Raw genomic sequence first — 24,641 nt, 5'->3', positions numbered from 1 at the left:
GGCTTGTCCAAAATATAGAAGGCGATAAGAATTAATATCGTTTTACAATGGATATCTAGAAAATGTAATAACATGAAAAAGTGATACATCAAATCAATTTGTAGAACGATTTCTAGGTAGCGCGATTATGACACACTACGAGTTCAGTTGATTAATTCAATGGGTTTCATGTCTTATATTCAGACATTATGTGTTATAATAGTTCACTATGATAATCGTTATAAAAAAGGAAGAAAATTAATGAAAATTGGCATCGTTGGGAATTACGGAAATAATAATAATGGGGACGAGGCAATACTAGCGGGGATTATTGAACAAGTAATCGCGCATTACAATATTACAACAAGTGATATTGTCGTTTTTAGTAACAATCCTCCTCAAACATCTAATCGTTTTGGAGTAGAATCAGCTCCTTTATATTATAAACGTTCTTCCGCTATTATGACGGCAATCGAAACTGTACGAAAAAACTCTTCGATTGTACGTGGACTTGATATGCTCATAATAGGCGGCGGAGGTATTTTAATGGACTTCTATAACCGTGAAGCCCAACTTTTTGGTTCTTACGGCTATATGGCTAAACGCGGAAAAGTACCTTATATCGTATATGGCTGCGGTGCTGGCCCGATTACGTCAACAATGGGGAAGTTTTTCATTAGAAAGCTAGTGAATGGTGCAGAAAGTGCTTCGGTTCGTGATCCGAAATCGAGAGACTTATTAAGGAAAATAGGGGTTCGTAAAGATGTCCAAATTGTCGGGGACCCTTCATTTGCTCTGCCTTCTCATGTAAAGGAGAAGTCAAAGGACCGTATTGGTAATATCGGTGTCACGGTCGTACCGTATTACAATCTTGCGTATTGGCCGGAAGCAAATGATATTAAATACGACAGTTACGTACAAGGAATGGCGGATAATCTCGATGCTTTATTAGAAGCTAAAGATGTCAATATAAACCTTTTTTCAACAAAGTACCCGCATGATGTAGACGTAACGATTGATGTTTATAATCGTATGCAAAACAAAGATCGAGTCACAGTAAATAAAGAGAATTTATCACCGGAAGATATTATTAAAATTAGTGCAGAGCAAGACATGTTAATTGGCACGAGGTTGCACTCAGTCTATCTTGCAGTGAATGCAAAAACTCCTGTTATGGCAATTTCTTACCATCATAAAGTTGCGGATTTTATGGATATGGTGGATATGGGGGACAGGACGATTCAAATTGAAAGCCTCACCAAACAAAGCGATGCAATACTTGAGATTGTGGCGTCAATGGACGAACAGTGGAGCGACAAATTAAAAGAAGCAGATTTACTTGCTGAACGAATGAATGAATCAGCAAGACTAGGCATGAAGCAATTTATTTCTTTAAGGAAATGATGATAGAAAGCGGCGATACGATATAGGGGCGTGTCGCCGTTTTTTAAAAATATAGCTGAATGACCACTCGAGGGAAGGATAAATCATTAAACACACATACGCTAGTAGTTCCTTCGTCTTTTTGTTAAACTAGAAATATTAATGGACACTGATAAGTTTATTTTAATATAGAATTCTTACCATAAATCTTATAGTAATTGGAGGAACAACTTTTATGAACTTTTTATCTTTTTTTAGAAAAACGGAAAAAACAGGCAAAGATAGTACTGTTGATTCACAAGAAATTGCTCCGGAAGCTACGAAATCATCAGGAGAAAATGAAATCGAAACGGCGTTATCGTTACATCCTTCATGGAATATTCCACAAGAACAGCAATATGTGTTTCGTTTTCTATCCAATGATCTTGATCCACTAAAGCCGAACCAAATTTCATTGTCAGGCATTGATGTAGATGTTGAACCAGCGAATGGCAGTTGGCTTGTTAAAGCATTTTTCCGTTCTTCATTGGACCAAACGATTCAGATTGGTACGGTAGAGCTGATGCTACTGGATGAAAATGAGAAACTTCTTGCTTCACAGGAGTTCGATTTGAGCGAATTAGGCGATATTCCTGCAAAAAGTGCACGTCCATGGATATTCGAATTTAAGAAAGATAATTTATTAGCGGATGAACCTCCTGCGGAAAATTGGAAGCTTGCTTTCAATGTCCAATCGATGGTGCCGCATCGTTTAGACTTGGAAAAGTCATGGGAAGAAGGCTTAACCAAAGAGCAAAAAGATAGTTTGGAAAAGGTAGTAGAAGGCCTTCCTAAATTAAAGCCGCGTGAAGTAAATATTAGCGGTTTTCAAGTGAAAACGGAAGAAAACGGTAGCCTTGCTGCATCAATCTTTATCCGAAATGGTCACTCAAAAGAAATTAATATCGAACAATTGCCGCTTGAGTTGATTGACGCGAATGGTGATCTTGTTGCACGCGGTTCATTTAAACTCGACCAGTTTTCGGTAAAAGCGAACACGACAAAGCCGTGGACGTTTATTTATCCTAAAGAAATGGTTCAAAAAACTGACGCTGATTTATCTAGATGGATTATCCGCGTTCCACAGCAAAATGCATAATGATGGAAGGCTATCCTTTTTTGGAAGGATAGCTTTTTTGTTAGGTTTTTTAGACAGATATGAAAAAAGCTCTCCCGAAATGGGAGAGCTTTCTACAAGATTAATTCATCGCGTACAATCGCTTAAAACTATCAAAATGCTTACTCCAATAAGGATCTGATAAACTCGTCACTTGTACACGGTCTCCGCCAGCGTGAATAAATTTATTATCTCCAATATAAATTCCTGCATGGGAAATGCCCGTAGTATACGTATTCTTGAAGAAGACTAAATCGCCAACTTGAGGCTTGTCCACTTCATAAGTACGCGCGTCAAATCCGACAGTATTTGTCCGTGGAACATCAACACCGGCTTGACTGTAAACATAATAAATAAAACCGCTACAATCAAAACCATTTGGTGTAGAACCGCCCCAAGTATATGGTGTTCCTTGCAAAGGCATCGCCGTATGAATGACCGATTTCACTGACCCGGTTGCAGCTTGGGCAGGTGGCGGAGCCGTGCTGATTGCTGGTGGATTTTTTTGCGGTGCAACGACTGTATTTTCAACTTTTAAAACTTGTCCAACGTAAATCAGGTGCGACTGGATATTATTCCAATTTTGCAGCTGTGTTACTGTAATGCCATGTTGATGGGCAATTCCAGATAATGTATCTCCTCTTACGACTGTATGAGATCCTGTCGATGCACTTGGCACCGCCGTTGTTGGTGGAGTGCTTGATGGTCTGGTGTTTGTAGAAGTTTGCGGCGACGTGCCACTCACTTTTAATTGCTGTCCAGCGAAAATTAAGTGACCTGTAATATTATTCAATCTCTGAATCGCACCGACCGTCGTGTTATGTCGTTGTGCAATTTGTGACAAAGTGTCACCGGATTTCACTGTATATGTAGAAGTTGTTGTTGGGGTTGCACTCGGCCTCGACTCAGTTTGTTTCACCGGCACACTTGCCGTTGAATTAACTTGAAGTACCTGATTCGGATAAATGACATCCGACGTGAGCCCATTCCACTTTTTTATGTCAGCCACAGATACTTGATTCGACGAAGCAATTTTCCAAAGGGAATCTCCGGCTTTTACCTGGTAAGAACTCGCTTCCGCATCGCCTGTTCCAACAAAAAACGCTAGTGACCCAGTTGCCACTACCGAAAAAGCAATTTTTTTCATTTATATTTTCTCCTTTAGATTAAATAATGGACACAAACCGATACTCTATGAATCTAGTATAATCAATTTGCCAACTTTAGACAACTAGGGGTTTGAATAGTTTGAAAAATATTTTGGGATCGTCGCCCAATACTTCTGTGTTTTGAAAACAAAAAGATTCGGGGTTGCAACACGCGCAACCCCGAATCTTACAATTCCAGATGTTCTTTCAGTTCATCGTGAATTCCTCTTAATTCATCGCTGTTCATCATATAATACCAAATTCCATTCATCTTCTGTCCGGAACCTTTCTCAATATAGAGCTGTTCGATATTTCCCGTAGCATTCCGATAGTTTTTCTGCACATCAACCATTTCATCGAATGTCATATTTGTGCGGATGTTGTTGCTAATGGCACCGAAAATGCTTTTATAATTCAATAAACTGTTCACAGATGCGCCTTCGCGAAGGACGGCTTGAATTACTTGTTTTTGTCGATCTTGTCGACCGAAGTCACCGCGCGGATCTTCGTAGCGCATACGGACAAATGCTAAAGCCTCGTCCCCATTAAGATGGATATTGCCTTTTGGAAATGAATAATTACCTTCTCTGAAATTCAGTGTGTTGTTAATCGTCACGCCTCCAACTGCATCGACGATATCTTTAAAACTGTCCATATTCACTTGAACGACGTAGTCAATTGGAATGTCGAGTAAGTTTTCAACAGAATCCATCGCCATTTCGATGCCACCGAATGCGTAGGCATGATTCAGTTTATCCTTAAATCCGCGGCCGACCATTTCAGTGTACGTATCACGAGGGATGCTAACCATTTTTGTTGAGTTTGTTTCGGGATTTACAGTTAACACGATCATTGTGTCAGAACGTCCAGAATCTCCTTCCCGTTCATCGACTCCTAAAATCAGCACTGAAAAAGGATCTTGCTTTTTGAAAGCAATTGGCACTTCTCGCTTGTCCGATACCTCTCTGTCAATTGGTTCGTGGATTTCTTTCACGGTTTTTGTGAAATCCATGTAAATGAACAAACCGTATACAACTGCACCTAGGATTAAAACAGTTGGAATTCCAACAATCCACGGCCATTTTTTCTTTTTTCTTCTATTTGTTCTGTTCATTTATTTTTCCTCCATCTTTTGGCAATTAAATAAAAAGTTAAAGCCTTCAGTTTACAGCACTATTACGTAATATAATAAAAACATTATTTCTTCGTGAATAAATTGATTAGGTTTATACAAGTTGAAGCGAATCTTAATATGTTTTTTCCGATTAACAGATTATATATTGAAATGTTTCATGTAAATATCCAGCCATGGAGAAAAGACGTTTGCGATCATCATTAAGTTTCATCCTTTTCACCACTTAGCGAAAAGTGCATTTGGATTCCTGAGCAACTTTCAACGGGTTTTATAGAAGGGGCCAATTTTTTTTCCGTTTTGTACCCCTAAAAATGGTTAATAGAATAATATCTTATAAACTGTATACCTTTAGTTGTATTATACCTAAGTGCTGAAAATAAATTATATAGAAGAAATTTATATAGATTATGAAAGAACTATCAGTTTAATGGGATTGTATAAGCTGTGGATGGGGCGTCACTTTTGGAACCAAGCCAAATCGTTAGCGGACTCTGGCGAATTTGATTTTCAACCATATTCGTATGAGTACTTGGAGGTAAGGAGTTCTATTATTCTTACGGATTTACTAATCGGTACATTTTACTGTAATCATTCTTTTGAAAAGAATAAAGCCCCATAAAATAGCAATAGAGAAGGGGGCCGCTACTCGAATAATAGACCGAACTCATAAATTTATTATAATTAGAGAACGTACTTTAGAACTTAATCTCTCGCTTGCAGAATACTGGGTGCCAGTGGTCAAGCCCCCATTTTTCGTTCAGCACATAATTGTGCGTTAGCTTGCTTTGTTTTCTTTTCTTTTCTTTTTCATAATTCATATAGATTTTTGGGTTGGATACGGCTGTATGTGTCGATGAGAATCATTTTCATTTTCTTCACTTTATCGGGATGTATAATCGCAAATAACTGAGTAATAATTCCGCCGTAAGACAATCCTACTAAGATGGCTCTTTTAATTTTTAAATGATCCATTAGAGCTAAAATACACTTAATATGAGTAGTAAGATAACTTTTAGTTTTGACGGATTCTGAATTCCCGTTTCCATTTAAGTCAACGGTAACTGTTTTATAATGTTTTGATAAACTCGTCACCTGGGGCTTAAACATCGTATGGCTTCCACCAATACCATGCAATAATAAAATGGTTTCACCTTGCCCTCTTACTTCATAGAATAAACCATCTAACCACCCCTGTTGAACCAGACTATGACACCTCATTCTTTTGGACTACTTCCTTCGATAGTTCATTTGAGTTAGTTATTTATCATTATCATACAACATAAACAATGGGAAAGGTAGTCTGTTTGAGAACATTCAGCGCCACATTCGCTAACACTCACACAAGCAGAGTTACGAAAAGGATTGCTAAATTTGTACGTCAGGAAAAGAAGTGATGTAGCACGGTGTTATGATTGCTTTTGATACGTGTCATTGATTTCGCTTTGGAAATTGCCAAGACGCTTTTTAGGCGGGGATTCGGGTTTATTCGTCATTTAGACGTGCGCGGGTGTTGTGATTACAGCGAATCAAGTTCTGAAGTAGTATAATAGGGTTAATGCATACGGAGAAGACAGGGGCAGTGCCTGTCGCCAGAAGCTGCCGATGGAATTGTTCGTTTTATGGACGGGAATGAAGGTTTACTAGATATATTCATTCCACCTTATACCTACACACTCCCCATCGCAAAGAATGATAATTTTCGCTATACTAGGATTAGGTACGAAAGTAGGGGGGGATTTAAATTGGACAAGCAATTGAATCAACTCACATTGAGGTCAAAAGTAACAATTACATTAGAGGAGTTATCGGTTTTATTTCATGGAAATGGGCAGCGTTTTGAAGAGCTGGCGGCCGATATCCTAAAGTTGGAAGAAGAAAACATACTTCAACCGGTGAAATCTGCTGGTCAAACTACCCGCACGCCATCAGTTGCCTATCGGTATCGAATAAACAAATCAAAGCTTCAAGCAGATTTTCACGTAGAACTTCATCGTTATACTTCACAGTTTCATAGTGCGATTCGATTGGATTGTTATTATTCAATGCCGCCTGAAATATTTTTAAATGATCTTCCATTCATTGAACGTATTCAAACATACTTAACTGAAGTCGGATTTCCGCAGGAATCTGTCCCGGCTCCGGAAAGAAGCGCAGCGCTTGTTGGAGATGAGAAGTGGATTGATGAGGGCGGGGGACGTGAGGTGTTGGAGAGAATCGGACTGTGGAATGTGATGAAAATTGTTCCAGTATCAGATCCGCTCATGATGGCATTTAATGTCAAAATAGTGATGAATCCGCAGCAATTTCACCTCATCGTTGAAAATAAAACGACGTATCAGGCACTGTTGCCGATTTTATCGGAAACGGTTTTTTCCACGCTTATTTACGGTTCCGGGAATAAAATTGTAAAAAGTATTGAGCAATTCGACTGGCAATTCCCGATACAGAAAGCCAATCATACTTTTTATTATTTTGGAGATATTGACAGATCAGGCATAACCATTTGGAATTCGTTGAATGAAAAACGGCAAGTCATTCCGGCGACTCCGTTTTATGAGGCTTGTTTAAGCAAATCGCCTTTTAAAGGAAAAACAAATCAGCGTAAGGATATAAAGGCGATTGAGAACTTTGTTACCGCAATGCCGTGTGGTCCAAAAGTTGAATCGTTACTTGAGGATGGACATTATTATCCGCAAGAAGTGTTAAAGTCTTCTGAACTGAGAGAGATTTGGAGGAACTGGTCATGGAATATCATGAATGGAAAGGCTTAACGGAGGGCTATAAAGACAGGGTGCGAAGACTCGCATTATTCGATGTTTTACATGAATTAAAGCGCGGCAGAGATGAGGATATGAACCGAGCTCGGATTGATATGCATGGGCTTGGTCTTTTGACATTGCTCTTCTTTTTTGAACATAAAATTTTACGAAGCAATCAGGTAGGAAAACTTGAACTTGCTCACTATATCAGTCATGTTACTTCCGGAAAATATGCGCTTGGGGCGAAGCAAGGGGAGACAATTGCAACGAAACTTGTTGAGGCATTTCGACCGCCTGGCGGAAAAAGACGAGAGGTTGAATTTTATAATTGGGATACAGGCGACGATGAAACGATTACCTTTTCAATATTGAAGGATAATGGATTTGATAGTGACACAGGAAGGCAGTTTTATACGCTTGATGAAGATGGGATTGAACTTATCTTTGCGACGAAAGAATTTTATAGTGAGTATCAGTTATCTATTAACCAGTTAATGATTCGGAAGCAATTGGAGAAAGGAGAGTATGGCAGCGCACTTAGACAAATTAACGAGATGCGTGTCAATGTCGAAACGTTAAGAGATCGGATGACAAAATTAAAGCATGAAGTCCTTCGTAATATTGTTTCTGAAGATACGTTTGAGCGCTATAAAAAGTTGCTGGAGGACATTCGCTTTCGACTGACTCGGGAAAATGAAGAATTTATTGAACTTGAAAATTTTGTTCATGAAACGCGGACAAGGTTGTTTGAAAAAGATTATCATTTAGAAGAACCGAAAGCGTATCGTTATATTCTTTCAATAACGACAGAGCTTGAAAGTGTACATAATGAACATTCCAAATTGCTAACAGAAAGCCAGATACTCATTAATGATACGCTCTTGGCGGCACAGCAATCGCTTTATTACATGGGGGTTGAGGCATTTAATTTTAAGCAAGATATAGTGCTGCCCATTGTGAATAAACCATTGCCGCTAGAAACGATGAAAGGGGTTTTGCATCCTTTTTTCAAACTGCCATATGCTGAAATTTGGTCACCGCTTACGGTGCTGGAAGCGCAAAATTTTAGAAATGACCGTGAAGATCCGATGGAAGACACGTTTATGCAAGTGGATGAACACCAGTTAGATCGTGAAGACGAGCAACTGTTAAAAGAACATTTTACTGTTTATATGAGCTTACTCATGAAGGCAGCAAATAAGGGGATTCATTCGTTGGCAGAAGTGATTGATGGAATGAGAGGCAATGCGGAGGGAAAATATCTTGAAGAACGTACATTTTATCACTTTTGGCTATATATTCATCAACGTTCTCCTATTCGTTATGGTGATGAATCATTGGATCAAGATGAACAAAATAGGTCTTTTCATGAGGCATTTAAACCGCTAAAAAATGATGTCTTAACAGTTTTGGAGGATCGGGAAATCATTCAAGCAACACCGCGTTATACGATTCAAAACATGACATTTTCAATAGCGGAGGAGGTGCATGAAGATGCGTTATAGTGAGGAAAAGGTAGTTTCAGCCTTTAAGTTATACTTGGATTTGGCACGTGATGGAGTTGTTGGTTCGGATTGGTCAACGTTGTATAAAGCAGATGATGATGTACGGGATTTATTGGATTTATTTGCGAAAGAAGTTTCTTGTGTCAATATCCCTGTTGGCAGTGAATTGTTTCTAATTCCAGAAACGAGGTTATCGCCTTTTCATGTAAGTAATGATTATTTGAAAAGAACGTATTTTTCAAGTCGTGCGGTGAATGCCGATATTTACTTACTCTATTTTGCAACCCTTATTTTGTTTGGTTTTTTCTATGACAGCTATCAATCGACAGAAACGACACGAGATTTTATTCGCCTAGAGGATTGGGTTCGGGAAGTACACGATAAAATTGAAGCTTTAAAAGAACATGATGAAGAAACGTTGAAAAAAGAAGAGCAAGAGTTTTCCTATAATTGGACACTGATTATTGAAAAGTGGGATGCGATGGATGATCTCCGGGAAAGTGCGAAAAGGCAAACTGGAAATACAATTAGTCGGATGAGTTTTATTGACGGAGTGAAAAGGTTTTTAATTGACCAGCAACTAGTCAAGGAAATTGGGAATATGGAAGTGACACTGACCGAAAAAGCGAAAACGATTATTCAAAAGTACTTTATGGATTTGGAATATAATAAAGGTATTTTTGAATTTATTTATGAAACAGAACAGGGGGATGTAGATGCCGACAATTAGCCAAATTCGATTGACAAATGTCGTATATGAAGACGGTCAGAAACGTTATAATGATGATTTGTTTAAATTCGATGGGTATAACGGTGCGCTTGTTCTTGAAAATGGCGGCGGTAAAACGGTACTCATTCAGACGTTGTTACAGGCAGTTATTCCACATACGAATTTAGGCGAGCGCAAAATACGGGATACTTTGAAATTGGAAGGTCCTGCGCATATTGCCATCGAGTGGATTCATTCTGATCGGCCGAGAAGGTATGTCGTGACAGCGGTAAGTCTTTTCATCAGTGATAACAAAGTCGATTCTTACCGGTATGTGTATGAATATGGTGCAAGTGATGCGAATGGAATTGAAATGATTCCCTTTGCACGGGATGACGGAAAACGACCAGCTGAACGTTTTGAAATTAATGATTACTATAAAAAAATGGTTCAACAGTCTCCTCTTGCCCAGACGTTTGAAACAATCAAATCATACAGGCACTTTTTGGAGGAAAAATACCATATTATTTCGGATGAGTGGGATAGTATTGTAACGATTAATCAGGACGAAGGAGGCATTGAACGTTTTTTTGACAGTTGTAAGACTGAACGGCATTTATATGACCGACTCCTAATCCCAACCGTTGAAAAGTCGATTGCAGGGTTTGATCAAAACCGATTCGCCGATATATTTGAAGAACGGCAAAAAAGCTTTAAATTGTATAAAGAGTTACGTGCACAAATTGCGGAGTATGAAGCAATTGAAGGAGAACTCACCGCTTATGTGAACGCAAATGAGGTTCTTTATAAAAAAGAGGAACGATACGAAAAAAGTAAAGCGGTGACAAAAGGAGTGTACGTACTTGCGAAGAACCTCTGCAGAGAGACGGAACAAGAAATCGCTCACCTTGAACAGATGGTTGAAGCGCTCAAGATAGAGAAGGAAGCACTTGAGGCCCGTCAAGATGCTTTTCTCATTCGAAAGAAAGAAGAAGAACTAAAAGTAGAACAGGACCAATTACAAGAGTTGGAAGAAGAAAGGGATCGCATCCAAGAAAACATCCATCGTTTGAAAAAGAGATATTATTCGTTGATGTTTGCACAACAGAAAACGAATATCCGCGTGCAAACGGAACTAGCCTCCCATTTTGAAGACGAAATCGAGAAGCATGACGAGGAGTCAGGGACCTCTGACCTTTCGGATGATTTACATACGGTTTACCGCGAATTAAGCGGATATTTTACAGAGCAACAAGAAAAAATGGAAAAGGGAATCTTAGAACTTACCTATGAATTACGCCCGATAGAAAATGAACTCATCGCCTGCACTGAAGAAAGGAAGCGGCTGCGGCAACAGCAAATCGATCTTGAAAAAAAGAAGACGGAAAAAGAAACATTCATTCAGTCGCTTGAAGAATCAATGCGAAAAATTCGGCAAATGATTTTATCGAATACAGAACAAGAAACAGTGGAAGCCCGGCTTCCGCAATGGATTCAAAGGCAAACGGAAGTCGATGAATCAATCGTTGAATTGCAAAATAACATTAAACAGCTACGCCATTCACGAATTGACGTGAAAGAGAAAAGAGACAGCATCCAAGAAGCAATAAAAAACGACTCGATTGCCCTTGCGAAAGTCGAAGTGGATGTAAAGCGAATGAAGGATGCGCATGCAATGCAAAAGGAAGAACTCGCACAGTTAAGTTTTAGCCTAAGCCGAATTGATTCCCTTTATTTGAAGCAAAGTTCCGTAGAACAAGATCTAATTCGAAACATTGAACGGATGCGAGAGGAAAAGGAAGAAAAACATTTAGCAGAAAGGCTCGCTTATCGTTTTATCGATGATTATATGGATCAAGACATCTTCTTCGCCGATCCATTTATGGAACAGCAGCTTCATCGATGGGCGAATCGCATTGGGTTAATAGACACAGGGATTAGATATTTAAATGGGTTGGATTTGTCAATCGAAGAACAACTTCGCCGTTTTCCTTACTGGCCAGTGACGCTTATTACTACTGCGGATAAGAAGTTGACGCTCATTGAAAAAATTGAAGCTGTGCAGGAAAAACTTCTCTATCCTGTCCATGTCATTGATTTACAGGAAGCGAAAGCATTAACCGATGGCAGTCAAAAGGGAAGTCATGATGCAATTCTTCCACTTTATTGGAAAGAGAATGTTCATACAACTTCTTTTGATACGTGGAAAGAATCCCTTCAAATAGAGGCGAATCGAATTACGGGGGAACGAAGGAAAGTGGAAGAGAAGTTAAAAATATGGGAACGTGCATATCGTTCTTACAATAAATTTTTCGATGAATTTCCGTATGAGGTTTTAAAAGAGACAGAGGAATATGAACAAAAATTAAAAGATCAGTTGCAATTAAATGAAAGGCTGCTCCAACGTTCAGAAAAGGAATTAGACGAAGTTGATGGCAGAATCACTTCAATTGAGCAGCAAATTTCTTTAATGAAAGACGAACTCAATAACCTTGAACGCCGAATTGCAGATGGGCAGCGACATGAAAGTGAAGCAAGTGAAGTGGTTCAGTTAAAAGAAGGGGCAGTCAGTATCCAACTTGACCTAGAAAGAAATAGTCGTAATGTACGAAGATCCGAGCAACGACAAAAAAGTTATGAGGATGAAAGAAATGCAATGCATAACAGGATAGCTTCGATAAACATGGAAATGGAATTGTTACGACGCGACCCTTATTATTCTAGTGTGAAGGATTTACCTCCTCTATTTACTGACAAAACGATTGAATTGCTAAAAGAAAATGCTGAATCCATTTCACGTTCATTGAATCAAATTTCAGAATCACGCAGCGAATTGGAAACAAAGATGGCCAATGCGCGGGAAAGACTAAATGAAGCAAAAGTGGAAATCAAAAGAATTCAAATGGACTGGAATGATTTTGAGGACATTGATTTTCAAGATAATTGGGATACCGAAATTGATAAAGCGCGTCATCTTGAAAAAATTGAAAGTGAGCAACAAAAAAAAGCCGCGGAAGCATTTCAGGGTCAAGAAAAGAAAGTTGCAATTATTGCATTCCAATTGAAGGAACTCAAAGAGAACTTCGAGAGAAATCATTCGGAAGTGGAAGTGACTCAATTTACTGAGCCTCTCCATGTCGTTGAAAATATGCTGCAAACAGCAGCGGAGAATTTAAATGAACAAGAAAAGGTTTATTTAATCGAGCTAAATCGGTTGAATCATGAGTTCCAGAAGTTTGAACGTGCACTTTATGAACTTGATCGATTTGTAGAAGCGCATCATTTTAACTCAGCTTCAATTGAAGAAGTGCAATTAACAGAGTCTGATGCAAATGAATTTACGTATAATCCACTTAGCTTGGTCCATCGTGTAACAGTGAACATGAAGAAAGCGAATGACGAGGTAAAAGAAGAAATTGATCGGGTGACCAATTACCGACATGATTTTAATACGTATGTCCGTAGAAATATGTCAGATGCCAAGATGCGTGATAATTTATTTCAAGGTCTGGAATATAAGCGCAGCTATAAGGATCTTGTTGAATTTCAACAAAATATACGAAAGAAAATGAATAGTATTATTCGGATTCACGAAGAAAGTATCCGCAGTCACGATGAACAATTAGAGCATTTCGTTACGCATATGAATGAACATGTAAGAACTGTCGTCCGGGAACTGAATGTCATTCCTGGGAAAACACGCATTAACTTTAGTTCAGGGCCGAAGCGAATTTATAATTTCCGAATTACGGATTGGGAAGAGAAAGAGGGGCTTGCGAGGCTCCGTGCCTATATTGGTGAAATTCTCGAATGGATTGAACATTCACGTTATATCAACCCGGACGGTAAAGTGAACAATGGAAAAATACGAACGGACATTGAGAAATGGTTTGAGACACCGCAGCTACTTCGAGTCGTCTTGCAAAATGGTGATATGAAAGTATCATGCCGTAAAGTAACAAATGACAATGAAGCAACATCCAGATCCTTTTCCTGGCGAGAATCCAATGAGTGGTCCGGCGGAGAAAAATGGAGCAAAAACATGACACTTTTCCTTGGACTGCTTAATTACGTAGCGGAAAAGAAAAAACTTCTAAATACATCGATGAAGCGAAATCGTGCAGTCGTGCTCGATAATCCATTCGGCAAGGCATCAAGTGAACATGTATTAAGCCCTGTGTTTTTTATAGCCGAAAAGTTAGGTTTTCAAATTATTGCCCTTACTGCACATGCGGAGGGAAAATTTCTACGTGATTATTTCCCAGTTATTTACAGTTGCCGTCTGCGCAACACACGTCATTCTGAAAAGATGATTATGACAAAAGAAAAAACGGTGAATGCCGCTTACTTCCAAGATCATGACCCGGCGGCCTTTGATCGAATTGGAGAAAGTGAGCAATTAACTTTATTGGATTAATCGCGGAGGCGAGCGATATAAATTATTATGTAATAACAAATATTTTCCTGGATTAGATTACGTTTCAAGGGCTATTTCGCGCTTGGTAGTAACAGTTAGTTCTTCGGCTGATTGTTACTCCGAGAAGTAGGGTAGAAAAAGAAAATGAGTATATTGAAGGCCCCTTTTCTAAAATGGAGGCCACTGAAAAACGCGCACTTTTTATAGGTGTAAGCCAGAATAAAATTAAAAAGGAGCTTATTTTTTCGATTTCGAACAAATAAGCTCCTTTCCCAATGGTATTACTAATTTCAGGTACCTGTGCAAGACACTATTCAGACAATACACTACAATTGCATGAACAAATATAGAAATACATCCGAAGTAACCATTGGATGTATTTTTTTTGTGTATTTATTCGTGAAATTGCATTGTCATAATTGATTCTAGGGCACAGGTACCTTTCACTAGTGTATAAATTTAATGCTTCCAGCGATTTCATCTGGCATATTTTAATTGGCTCCCTAATACAATAAAGTTAATCATAGTATTTTTTATCTTGTACGAGCACTGTAACTGTAATGAATAATTGACCACATATAGCAATATGGAGTCCATTCCCCCTGGGTGCATGAACAGTAAATGTCGGCTTTACCCAATTATGTGTGTCTAATATCCACTTTTTGATAAAAATCATATAAACACTTCATACAATGGAAAAAATGTTAAGTGGGAATTCAATAAATTGTAGTACAGGCTTCAGAACCCGTTTTCTGGATCTTCCGCGATACATCATGCTATATCAACTGAATGTGGGGTGAACTACTTGAACTTAATAATGAATACGCCATCATAGTAATTTCTACTAAAAAAAGGACTATTTCAACAAGCAAAGGGGGCAATAATTATGGCAAAGGCAAAAGAGTATTCACTCGACTTTAAAGTAAGTAAGTCATTGGCATTTCTACCTTTAATTATTTTTATGATATCTTGTATTCTATTCTTTGTTGTGTTCCGAGTATATGAAATGGAAGCTTTAGCCATGGGTGGATTTATAGCGTTAATTATTGGTAGTCTTTTCGCAAAAAGTAATTCTAAATATTGGGATGCAGTTATTAAAGGAATGTCTTCAAAAATCGCTAATACACTAATTCTAATTCTTTTTATAGTGTCATTTTTTGGGAAGTTGATGGCAGAAGCTGGTGCTGCGGAAGGATTTGTTTGGATTGGTATGCAATTTCATTTAACAGGTGCTGTTTTCACTCTATTTACTTTTCTTGTAGCGGGAATTATTGCTACTGCAACAGGAACATCAATAGGGACGTTATTTGCAGCCTTTCCTTTACTTTATCCGGCGGGTATTTTATTAGGCTCTGATCCAATAATATTAGCTGGAGCAATTTTAAGTGGAGCTATTATGGGTGATAGTTTTGGTCCTATATCAGATGTCACGATTACAAGCTCTATTACTCAAAAGTATACAAAAAAAGAAGGCCATGCAGATATTATGGGGATGGTTAAATCACGCTTACGTTATGTTATTCCGGCGGCTATTCTTGCTAGTATACTGTTTTTGATATTTGGTGGAACTGGGGAAAAAATAAATGCAGGGGGATATGAACTAATAGAACAATATTCTAATCCACATGGTTTAATTATGATTATTCCTATAATAGTATTATTAGTTGTAGCAGTTAAAAGTCAAAACATTTTTTTAGCATCATCAGTTGGAACAATCATAGGAATAATCGTAGCTGTACTTTTTGGTGCAATCGATATAAGTAATATTTTTATGATTCAAGAAGGCGCATTAAGTGGGTTCCTCATCGATAGCGTTAAAGGAGTTATTGGTACTATTGCTTTTGTCATACCACTGTTTGGTATTATAGGGGTACTTGAAGAGAGTGGTTCAATGAACAGACTCGTGAATCTTTTAATGAATAGTAAGTTGGCTGCTACAGAAAGAGGAGCAGAGCTTACCATTGCGATAGGTGCAACTATCTCCGGTATCAGTCTTGGAGGTGCAAATGGGCCTGCTTGTCTGATGTTTGGTCCTTTAACAGATGAAATTGGAAAGGAAAAACAACTTCACCCTTATCGTACAGGTAATTTGCTTTCAGGATTTGCATGCTCATTGCCTATTATAATACCTTTCACGAGTTCGTTTATTATCATTACCTATGCAAATATTAGCGTGTTGGTTGAAAACTTTCCATTCATACAGCCTATTAATCCATTATTAATATCAATCGGAACATTTTTTCCTGCCATGTTTTTTATTGTATTTTTATTTGCAGTTCTTACTGGATGGGGAAGACGATTTGAAGGTAAAAATGGAAAACCCATTAAACATCGTGAATCCATTGAAAAGTCTGAAGAAGGATATGTGAATTAATGATATTATAGGGGGGATATAATAAAGTAACGACTATTCGGTTTTTTAAAAAACAATAATGTTTTTCATGTAGGATATTGTTTAGTTTTATATCGTTTTAGAAGGAAGAATAAGAGCAAAGGTGATGAATACAAATGATAGATATACAACTAGTAAGGGAAGAGTTTCCCATACTAGCAAATAAGATACAATTATCTAGCTGTTCTCAAAGTGCCCTTCATCGTGATGTTAAGAACAATATAAATAAATATATTGCCACATGGGAAAATGATGGAATGAATTGGGAACTGTGGATGGAAGTATGCGAGAAAGCAAGAATGAAGTTTGCTAAACTCATAAATGCCAAAACTTCAGAAATCGCAATTGTTTCATCCGTTTCACACGCAATATCTTCAATTGCTACGAGTTTAAAACCAAAGAAAGATAAAACAGACTTTTTGGTATCTAAAAATGATTTTCCGTGTATTGGACATGTTGCTTTATCTCAAAATAATTACAATATAAAGTATGCAGATTTTAATAATGACAATTTATCATCAATAATAAACGAAAAAACATTATTAGTTTCAGTACCTCATGTTTCGTATTATAATGGCGCAATTTCTGATTTGGAAGCAATCGTGCATCACGCAAAGGAAAAGGATAGTTACGTTTTTGTAGATGCTTACCAATCTGCGGGTCAAGTAGATATAGACGTAAAGAAGCTAAATATAGATTTTCTAGCTACAGGAATGCAAAAGTATTTACTTGGTATTCCTGGAATTGCCTTTTTGTATGTTAAAGAGGAATTGGCTGAAACATTATCACCCAAAATAACTGGTTGGTTCGGGCAAAAAAACCCTTTCGCATTTGATGGTGAAGTAGTAGATTATGCTCAAGGGGCAAAAAGATTCGATTCCGGAACATTCCCTATGATTAACGGATTTGCAGCAGATAGTGCGCTTGATATTATTTTAGAAGTTGGCGTGAAAAATATAGAAAGGTATTTAGAAGATTTATCACAATTTACACTTGATTATTGCGAAAAAAATAACTTAGAAATAGTAAGCCCGTTAGAGCCGACTTTAAAGGGATCCAATACAGCGATAAAAGTAGATAATGCAAATTTTATTGAAGAGGAATTAAAGAAAAATAATATTTTAGTTTCTGCTAGGGCAGATGTTATTCGCATAGCACCTCACTTTTATAATACAAAAGATGATATTAAGTTTGCTATTGATGCAATAAAAAAGCTGGTCTAATAGAGAATTAGTTTCGGGTACTTGTCTAGACGCTATTCAGGCAATTATTTCTAGTAGGGGTTAACTGGTTTAAATATTTTTTGTTTAGCATAACTAATGTTAAAGAATCAATAAAAAATATTGATACGAATATTGATGTATCTAATTCCACGGCGGCGGTCCTAATATTTCTACCAAGTATTGCAGGCATCTTTTTACTTATATCTACTGGAATAACTAGTTTAAAAGGGGCAGATAAAATGTATCCAATTAATGAAATCCGAAAAAGGTTTCCTTCGTTGACGCGTGAATATAATGGTAAACAAGTTGCTTATTTTGACGGTCCTGGGGGATCTCAAGTTGAAAAGAATGTCATCGAGGCTATGGTTTCATACTTATCAAAGGGAACGGCAAATCTTCATGGTGAATTTCCGACCAGTATGGAAACGGAGCAACATATAAAAAAGGCTAGAAAGGCAATAGCTGATCTTATGAATGCCCAGCCTAATGAGGTTGCATTCGGTCAAAATTCAACATCATTAATGCTATCAGTTGCACGGGGTTTATCGAAAACATGGACAAGTGCAAATAACATTGTCGTTACAGAGATAGATCACCGATCAAATGTAGATTCATGGTTGACGGCAGCAGAAGATCAAAATACTGAAGTTCGCTTTATACCAGTTGATACAGAAACTTTGTCTTTAGACTTATCAAAAGTGGCTGATTTGATTGATGAAAATACTGCTATAGTTGCTGTAACCTTGGCGTCGAACGCGGTTGGGACGATTACAGATATAAAAGCAATTACAAAGCGAGCAAGACAAGTGGGAGCTATCGTTGTTGTTGATGCGGTTCACGCTGTGCCACACTATTATATAAATCGCGACGAATTAGACGTGGATATTCTATTTTGTTCTGCTTATAAATTTTTTGGCCCTCATATTGGTATTTCGGTAATTAAAGAAGATTTATTTGAGAAGCTATCGGTGTATAAATTGAAACCAGCGCCAGGCTTTATTCCAGATAAATTAGAAACAGGTACACAAAACCATGAAGCTATTGCTGCCATCGAATCGTGTGTTAATTTTATTGCAAGTTTAGGTACAGGGGATACACGCAGTGAAAAAATTCAAAGTGCCTTTTCCGCAATTGAGGAACATGAGGATAAACTTGCTAATTTACTTCGCAATGCTTTGGCTGATATTCCTGAAGTCACACTATACCAAGCACCAGATAATGTTGCGAAGACTCCGACTATTGCCTTTACAATTAACGGGGCTGATCCTGTTGATGTATGTAAATGGCTGGCAGAAAATCATTCCATTTTCATTGCAAGCGGTGATTTCTATGCTTCAACTCTTGCCGATAAACTTGGACTTAATGAAACTGGCGGATGGATTCGCGCAGGTCTTGCTCCCTATAATACAGAAGAGGAAACGACTCGGTTAATTGAGGCTATCCAATTATATGTCGCAAAGCATTTGAGTTATCAAAAGATATAACTAGATTACAGGTACTTGTGCAAGACGGAAACATGATACTTAAAATAATTTAGACAGGACACAGAACTCTTAGAGGTTCCATGTCCTGTTTGGCATTGATAATACAAAGTCCTTTCAAATATTTTCACTTTTCCCTCATATTAACCTTGCAATACTCATATAAATAAAGGGTGTGCAAAAGTTAATTTACAGGGGGATCATTTATTGTTGAAAAAGTGGATTGTAGTGTGTGTGATTTTTCTATTGGCTGTTACGGGAACGACGCAGAATGGACAAGCTGCAAGTTTTACAGACATGAATAAAAATAAGTCGACGTTGTATGTGGAAGTTAATTATTTGGCGGACCAAGGCATTATAAGCGGTTATCCAGATGGAAAATTTAAGCCGAATGAGCCGATTGCAAAGAAGCATATTGCCGCAATGCTCGTTAAGGCACTTGATCTGCCGATGACGAATTTGCAGGACCCTAAATATAAAGACGTACCGAAATCCCATCCTTATTACAATGAAATAGCGGCTGCGTATAATGCTGGGTTGTTTTCGGATGCGGTCAATTTTAAACCGGAATCCAGTATTTCTCGCGCATTTATGGCAAGGTTGATGAGTAAAGCATTTAATTTAAAGGTACATCAACAGGGAGAACAAAATCCGCGGTACAGTGATGTTGCTATCAAATCTGAGTTTTACACAGATATTTTGAAAGTGTCGTCTAACAATATCGCTACTGGATATCCTGATGGTACTTTCAAACCGAATCAGCTCATTACACGTTCACATTTCGCTGCATTTTTAACACGTGCACTTACAACTAGAGCGATGAATATTATGCCTGATCCGAATTATACGTATTACTACACAAATGGCTCCAGTTCGTATCGTTATGAATATGACCGTAAAGAAGAGAATGGCATGGCGTATTGGCGTATCTACAATGAGACGAAACATGAAACGATTCCGCGTCTTGGCTTTCTACAAAACGCCTGGTCCTATGGAGAAGCATATGATGACTGGTACCATTTCGATGAATATATTCCGTATCCTTTCGTTGTCACGCAAATCCATAGTGTAAATGATTTCGGGCCAGTCAATTATGGAAACTTATGGATTACAGAAACGAATGCCGTAAAGAAAGTTCGTAATATAGAGTATCGTGACGTGTTGGTAATTGAGAATTATACGCCGTGGGAAAATAAAACCACTTTCAGTTACTACGCAAAAGATATCGGTTTGATTCAACGGGTGGACAGTTCGGGTAGAGAGCTTTATGGATTAGTGAAACGCGTGAAAAGAACTAAGTGAATGTAATAGGTCCCCAAACAAATCTTGCTTGTTTGGGGATCTGTTGTTTTTTAGGATTAGTAAAGAGTGCCTATTATGTTGAATAGATAGATAAAAATGCGAAAAACCACTGTTTTCAGGGTATAGCCAGGGAGGAGATTTATATGCTTAGCATTGATAAAGATAAGTTTTTTAGTAATAGACAGTTGCCTGCAATAAAATACCGTTACCTTTAGGATGGGGAAGAATATGAAATACCGTTAGAAGATGTCATTAGCAGTATTGATTATACTGGAAGCAAGTGTTCGTATGATATGACGGATGATGTGGAGTGAGTTTGGTTAGAACAAGAGCTATCGAGAATGCACTCGATAGCTCTTGTGGTTTGTTGTCTATACTTATTATAACTTAACTAGTTCAGGGTAAACTTTTTCAGCTGCGTTTAAAAACAGGCCGATGTAGTCTATGACACGTTGAGGATTAAAATGATCCTCTATATTGTATGAGTATTGAGCTGCAACATGTCCATCAAAATCAATAAATTTAATATATCTGAACTTTTCGTTGAATTCATTGAGCAGGCTGTGAAGTTCTGCTTTTTTTGCTGGGTTGTTGATGTGAGCAATGTTAAAGATATTGATGTCAACGATGGATTCGCTGTTTGTGAAAAAAACTGCAACGACTACGTTATTTCCATAATCGAGTGTTTGTCGAACACGAAAGTACACGCCATCCTCATCTTGAGTTCGTTCCATTAAAATGTCATCTTCCATTAATTTCTTTGAAAATATTTCAGAATTTATCATAGAAAATATTCCTCCTAATTTATGTAAAGAATATATGTACATAGTGTACATTTTGTAATTGTAGCATGGTTTCGTGTAAATCACGAAGGAGAACTCGTGTATATTATATTTTTAAAATAACCCATCACAGTTATTCCTCCTCAACCACTTGTTTATACGTAAGAGAATAGAAACAATGCGCGGCTTTTGTTTTTCACCGCCAGCATTTGGTGCAATCACAACGTCAGGATGTCTTCCTTCCAATTCTAAAAAATAATCCGCAATTTCTATTCCCACCTGGGAGATGTCTTTCAATTCGTACATATTCACTTATTCAATCGTCAAAAATTCAGCAATCCTGTTTGTTTTAATTCACACATATCTATTGTTGACTGGAACCTTGGTACTCCATCTCCCTCTTTCAAATGATTAGTTACACCTATCATCAAAGGTGTGAATTGAGGTTGGTGCCAGTCACTCACTCAATTCGAACACTATTCAGTCAATAAGCTACGATTGCATGAAACTAGAAGGACTATCGATATATAAAGCATTTTGTCGATATCCCCTTGATTATTTATAATCAATGAGCACCTAGTACTTTTCATAATAAAAAGGATCAACCATTTCGAGATGGTGCTGCACCCCAAAAGTTAGAGTTAAAAAACTAACTTTTGGGGTGTTTTTATATGGCTAAATATAGTTTAGAGTTTAAATTTAAAGTGGTGAGAGAATATCTTGAAGGTACTTTAGGATATAGATTACTGGCGCGAAAATATGGTATTCCAAGTAAATCGCCAATTGAAAGTTGGGTTCAAGCATATAAAGCATTTGGTGAAGATGGATTACGTAGAAAACGTTCTAAGAAGGTTTACTCTGTTCAATTTAAGTTGGATGTATTACACTTTATAAAACGAACAGGCGCTTCATACCAAGATACAGCAATTGAATTTAACATGAATAATCCATCTTTGATTGCGAACTGGAAAAGAACTTTTCTAAAAGAAGGTGTAGAAGGGCTTAAACCTAAATCGAAAGGGTGTCCTACTATGTCTAAAGATAAAAAAGCGAAACCAGTGAAAACAGAGGAGAAAATGTCTCGTGAAGAACAACTAGAACGTGAAAATGAACTTCTTCGCTTAGAAATTGCATACTTAAAAAAGTTAGACGCTTTTCAGGAGAATCCGAATGCCTTCCTAGAAAAGCACAAGCAGCAATGGCATTCGAACTCAAAGAAGAAGGGTTCAAATTAAAAGATGTATTATTGGTAGTCGGTATTCCAGAGGCAACCTATCACTATCAAATCCAACAATTGAAGCAAGCAGACCCAGACGAAGAATTGAAAGAGGTTATTCTTGATCTTTTCCAAAAACATGAAGGCAAATATGGATATCGTCGCATTCATTTAGCATTAAGAAATCAAGGATATTTGATTAATCATAAAAAAGTTCAACGAATCATGGGCGATTTAGGGTTAAAATGTGTGAAATTCACTCGTAAGTCACGATACAATTCATACAAAGGTACTGTTGGGAAAGTAGCCAAAAATCGCTTGAACCGTAGATTTAACACGTCAATCCGCCTGCAAAAATTAGTAACCGATGTCACTGAATTTAAGTGTCTAGACGACGAAAAACTGTATCTAAACCCTATTTTAGATTTATATAACGGAGAAATTATTTCTTTCGGAATCTCCAAGAGACCTACATTGGATTTAGTACTGGAACCATTAAAAGAAGCAGTAAGAGTCATTAAAACTGAAGCTGAATATCGAACAACAATACATTCCGATCAAGGTTGGCATTATCAACATCAAAAATGGATTAAGACATTAAAGAAAAATAAAGTCTTCCAAAGTATGTCTAGAAAAGCAACCTGTGCTGATAACGCTGTAATGGAAAATTTCTTCGGGATTTTAAAGCAAGAAATTTATTACGGTGAAGAATTATTGTCTTATCATAAGCTTAAACAAAAAATAGAACAGTATATTGATTACTACAATAACGAACGAATAAAAGTAAAATTGGCCGGTTTAAGTCCAATACAATACCGAACTCAAACCAGCCAAACAGCTGCATAATAAAAACTCTAACTTTTAGGGGTCACTACCGATGGTTGATCCTTTTTATGTGATAGGGTACGTTTAGCTATCTATTAATAGGCAGAAGCCCATGGAATCCATTGCATTTTGTAATTTACTCTATTTTTTATTCCAAGATTCACCAACTTGAACCTGTATCCATCCCGCGGTGAGAATTTAGGGGATTCAAAATGAGTTGTACCGTTTTTATTTGCAAAAACCGTTCTAATTGTCTGCCATTGGCTAGTCCCGTAAGGTCTCTTCTGTATGTAGAGCACGAATGTTCCGCCCGCTGTGCTATTCGCTGTGATTGTACCTGACATTATAGAGACGCTTTTTACATTACTACTACTGCTATAAGTTCCTTGATAGTTTTGTGTCTCTACGTAATTAGAAAAATAACCACTTCTGTTTGTAAAAAGCCAAGAAGCTTCTGCTTCCTTAGGTGAAACCAAACCTCCGATACCACTAATAATTACGGCAAACGCAATAATCATAATCCAATTTCTTTTCATTGTTTTCATTAGACATGCTCCTTCTCCTAATTGATTCTCATACTAGTCTAATGGTTTGGGGACTTAATAAAAGGTGCAATAGTCCTTTAGCGCTTTAGTAGGGAAGGTACCAGTCACTCACTCAATTCGAACACTATTCAGTCAATACGCTACAATTGCATGAAACTGGAAGGGGGATTGATTATATAGCGCATTTTGTCGATATCTTATTAATTCCTTATACAAACGCGTGAATTGTTATAATTGTACCTTGCAGGTACCTTTCACTAAATCAGATACTTGTGCAAATGGTAATTCAGACAATACAATGCGATTGCATGAACAAACTTTGGCGGCAACCATCGTGATTGTCATCAATAGAAAAGTAACCTCCCTCCGCTATGACCTTAGTAGATGAGATGGTTACTTTTTTATTAAACACACTATATTCTGGCCAACCGTTCTTCATGCAGATGTCAGCCGTATTGACTGAGTGTTACAGCACTCAGTCTTTTTGAATATAGGTCCAGTTTTCCACAATCATACAGGGGATATGCCTTTTAGAAAATCAAAATTTAATTATGAGCCCATATTACATTCTATTTTGATTCAAAATTTAAATATGGGTATTTTATTTCGCTGAAAATGGAATAACCCGTTTTTTAGTAAAATTTACTTTTTGTGTGGACTCCTATAAACTGAATTAAAAATGAG

General features: G+C 37.5%; 18 protein-coding genes. 12 read left to right on the top strand and 6 right to left on the bottom strand.

The annotated features are described in order from the left end of the window. Nucleotides 1-240 precede the first annotated feature (240 nt). Both BI350_RS15195 and BI350_RS15190 read left to right on the top strand, forming a co-directional pair. On the top strand, nucleotides 241-1,383 hold the full coding sequence (locus BI350_RS15195; protein ID WP_075528918.1) for a polysaccharide pyruvyl transferase family protein: 1,143 nt from the start codon (nucleotides 241-243) through the stop codon (nucleotides 1,381-1,383). Nucleotides 1,384-1,597: 214 nt separating this feature from the next. Then, the gene (locus BI350_RS15190; protein WP_075528917.1) at nucleotides 1,598-2,500 is read left to right on the top strand and encodes an accessory Sec system S-layer assembly protein; all 903 of its coding nucleotides are present in this window, start codon (nucleotides 1,598-1,600) and stop codon (nucleotides 2,498-2,500) included. A 100-nt stretch (nucleotides 2,501-2,600) separates the two neighbouring features. Here the strand turns inward: BI350_RS15190 and BI350_RS15185 are convergent, their stop codons facing one another. The 3 genes from BI350_RS15185 to BI350_RS15175 form a co-directional block, all read right to left on the bottom strand. Next, nucleotides 2,601-3,665: a C40 family peptidase gene (locus BI350_RS15185; protein WP_075528916.1), complete on the bottom strand. Its 1,065-nt coding sequence runs from the start codon at nucleotides 3,663-3,665 to the stop codon at nucleotides 2,601-2,603. A gap of 188 nt (nucleotides 3,666-3,853) precedes the next feature. Then, nucleotides 3,854-4,780, bottom strand: coding sequence for a polyisoprenyl-teichoic acid--peptidoglycan teichoic acid transferase TagU (tagU, locus tag BI350_RS15180; RefSeq protein WP_075528915.1), 927 nt, complete (start codon nucleotides 4,778-4,780; stop codon nucleotides 3,854-3,856). Nucleotides 4,781-5,608: 828 nt separating this feature from the next. Continuing rightward, on the bottom strand, nucleotides 5,609-6,019 hold the full coding sequence (locus BI350_RS15175) for an alpha/beta fold hydrolase (RefSeq protein WP_075528914.1): 411 nt from the start codon (nucleotides 6,017-6,019) through the stop codon (nucleotides 5,609-5,611). 524 nt (nucleotides 6,020-6,543) lie between these two features. Between BI350_RS15175 and BI350_RS15170 the strand changes: the two genes are divergently transcribed. The 4 genes from BI350_RS15170 to BI350_RS15155 are packed head-to-tail and all read left to right on the top strand — an operon-like array spanning nucleotide 6,544 to nucleotide 14,191. Continuing rightward, complete coding sequence (locus tag BI350_RS15170) at nucleotides 6,544-7,572, top strand: Wadjet anti-phage system protein JetD domain-containing protein (RefSeq protein WP_075528913.1); 1,029 nt, start codon at nucleotides 6,544-6,546, stop codon at nucleotides 7,570-7,572. Beyond that, complete coding sequence (locus BI350_RS15165; RefSeq protein ID WP_075528912.1) at nucleotides 7,545-9,065, top strand: hypothetical protein; 1,521 nt, start codon at nucleotides 7,545-7,547, stop codon at nucleotides 9,063-9,065. Before BI350_RS15170 ends, BI350_RS15165 begins: the two co-directional genes overlap by 28 nt. Then, complete coding sequence (locus BI350_RS15160; protein ID WP_075528911.1) at nucleotides 9,055-9,795, top strand: DUF6063 family protein; 741 nt, start codon at nucleotides 9,055-9,057, stop codon at nucleotides 9,793-9,795. The genes BI350_RS15165 and BI350_RS15160 overlap by 11 nt, the downstream gene beginning before the upstream one ends. Then, a complete protein-coding gene (locus tag BI350_RS15155) occupies nucleotides 9,782-14,191 on the top strand; it encodes a coiled-coil domain-containing protein (protein WP_075528910.1) in 4,410 nt (1,469 codons plus the stop codon). The genes BI350_RS15160 and BI350_RS15155 overlap by 14 nt, the downstream gene beginning before the upstream one ends. Nucleotides 14,192-14,708: 517 nt before the next feature. Here BI350_RS15155 and BI350_RS16995 read toward each other — a convergent pair. Next, nucleotides 14,709-14,867 (bottom strand): hypothetical protein, encoded by a 159-nt coding sequence (locus BI350_RS16995; RefSeq protein WP_155767547.1) that lies wholly within the window; start codon nucleotides 14,865-14,867, stop codon nucleotides 14,709-14,711. Between the two features lie 210 nt (nucleotides 14,868-15,077). Between BI350_RS16995 and BI350_RS15150 the strand changes: the two genes are divergently transcribed. The 4 genes from BI350_RS15150 (at nucleotide 15,078) to BI350_RS15135 (ending at nucleotide 20,589) form a co-directional block, all read left to right on the top strand. Next, nucleotides 15,078-16,565 (top strand): Na+/H+ antiporter NhaC family protein, encoded by a 1,488-nt coding sequence (locus BI350_RS15150; protein WP_075528909.1) that lies wholly within the window; start codon nucleotides 15,078-15,080, stop codon nucleotides 16,563-16,565. Nucleotides 16,566-16,699: 134 nt separating this feature from the next. Further along, nucleotides 16,700-17,806: an aminotransferase class V-fold PLP-dependent enzyme gene (locus tag BI350_RS15145; protein ID WP_075528908.1), complete on the top strand. Its 1,107-nt coding sequence runs from the start codon at nucleotides 16,700-16,702 to the stop codon at nucleotides 17,804-17,806. Between the two features lie 239 nt (nucleotides 17,807-18,045). Next, a complete protein-coding gene (locus BI350_RS15140; protein WP_075528907.1) occupies nucleotides 18,046-19,290 on the top strand; it encodes a cysteine desulfurase-like protein in 1,245 nt (414 codons plus the stop codon). A 204-nt stretch (nucleotides 19,291-19,494) separates the two neighbouring features. Next, nucleotides 19,495-20,589, top strand: coding sequence for an S-layer homology domain-containing protein (locus tag BI350_RS15135; RefSeq protein WP_075528906.1), 1,095 nt, complete (start codon nucleotides 19,495-19,497; stop codon nucleotides 20,587-20,589). Between the two features lie 380 nt (nucleotides 20,590-20,969). On the opposite strand, the gene BI350_RS15130 is transcribed toward BI350_RS15135, so the two are convergent. Beyond that, nucleotides 20,970-21,374, bottom strand: coding sequence for a YbjN domain-containing protein (locus tag BI350_RS15130; RefSeq protein WP_075528905.1), 405 nt, complete (start codon nucleotides 21,372-21,374; stop codon nucleotides 20,970-20,972). A gap of 668 nt (nucleotides 21,375-22,042) precedes the next feature. On the opposite strand from BI350_RS15130, the gene BI350_RS15120 reads away from it, so the two are divergent. Together BI350_RS15120 and BI350_RS15115 are read left to right on the top strand one after the other, a co-directional pair. Continuing rightward, complete coding sequence (locus BI350_RS15120) at nucleotides 22,043-22,606, top strand: helix-turn-helix domain-containing protein (protein ID WP_075526993.1); 564 nt, start codon at nucleotides 22,043-22,045, stop codon at nucleotides 22,604-22,606. Beyond that, on the top strand, nucleotides 22,504-23,433 hold the full coding sequence (locus BI350_RS15115; protein ID WP_155767468.1) for an IS3 family transposase: 930 nt from the start codon (nucleotides 22,504-22,506) through the stop codon (nucleotides 23,431-23,433). The genes BI350_RS15120 and BI350_RS15115 overlap by 103 nt, the downstream gene beginning before the upstream one ends. 74 nt (nucleotides 23,434-23,507) lie before the next feature. Here BI350_RS15115 and BI350_RS15110 read toward each other — a convergent pair whose 3' ends face one another. After that, entirely contained in the window at nucleotides 23,508-23,957 is a 450-nt protein-coding gene (locus BI350_RS15110; RefSeq protein WP_075528903.1) for a hypothetical protein, read from the bottom strand. Nucleotides 23,958-24,641 lie beyond the last annotated feature (684 nt).

Source organism: Sporosarcina ureilytica, assembly GCF_001753205.1.
Lineage (GTDB): Bacteria > Bacillota > Bacilli > Bacillales_A > Planococcaceae > Sporosarcina > Sporosarcina ureilytica.
Note: the sequence above shows the minus strand (reverse complement) of the source record. Positions and strands in the feature narration are given on the sequence as shown.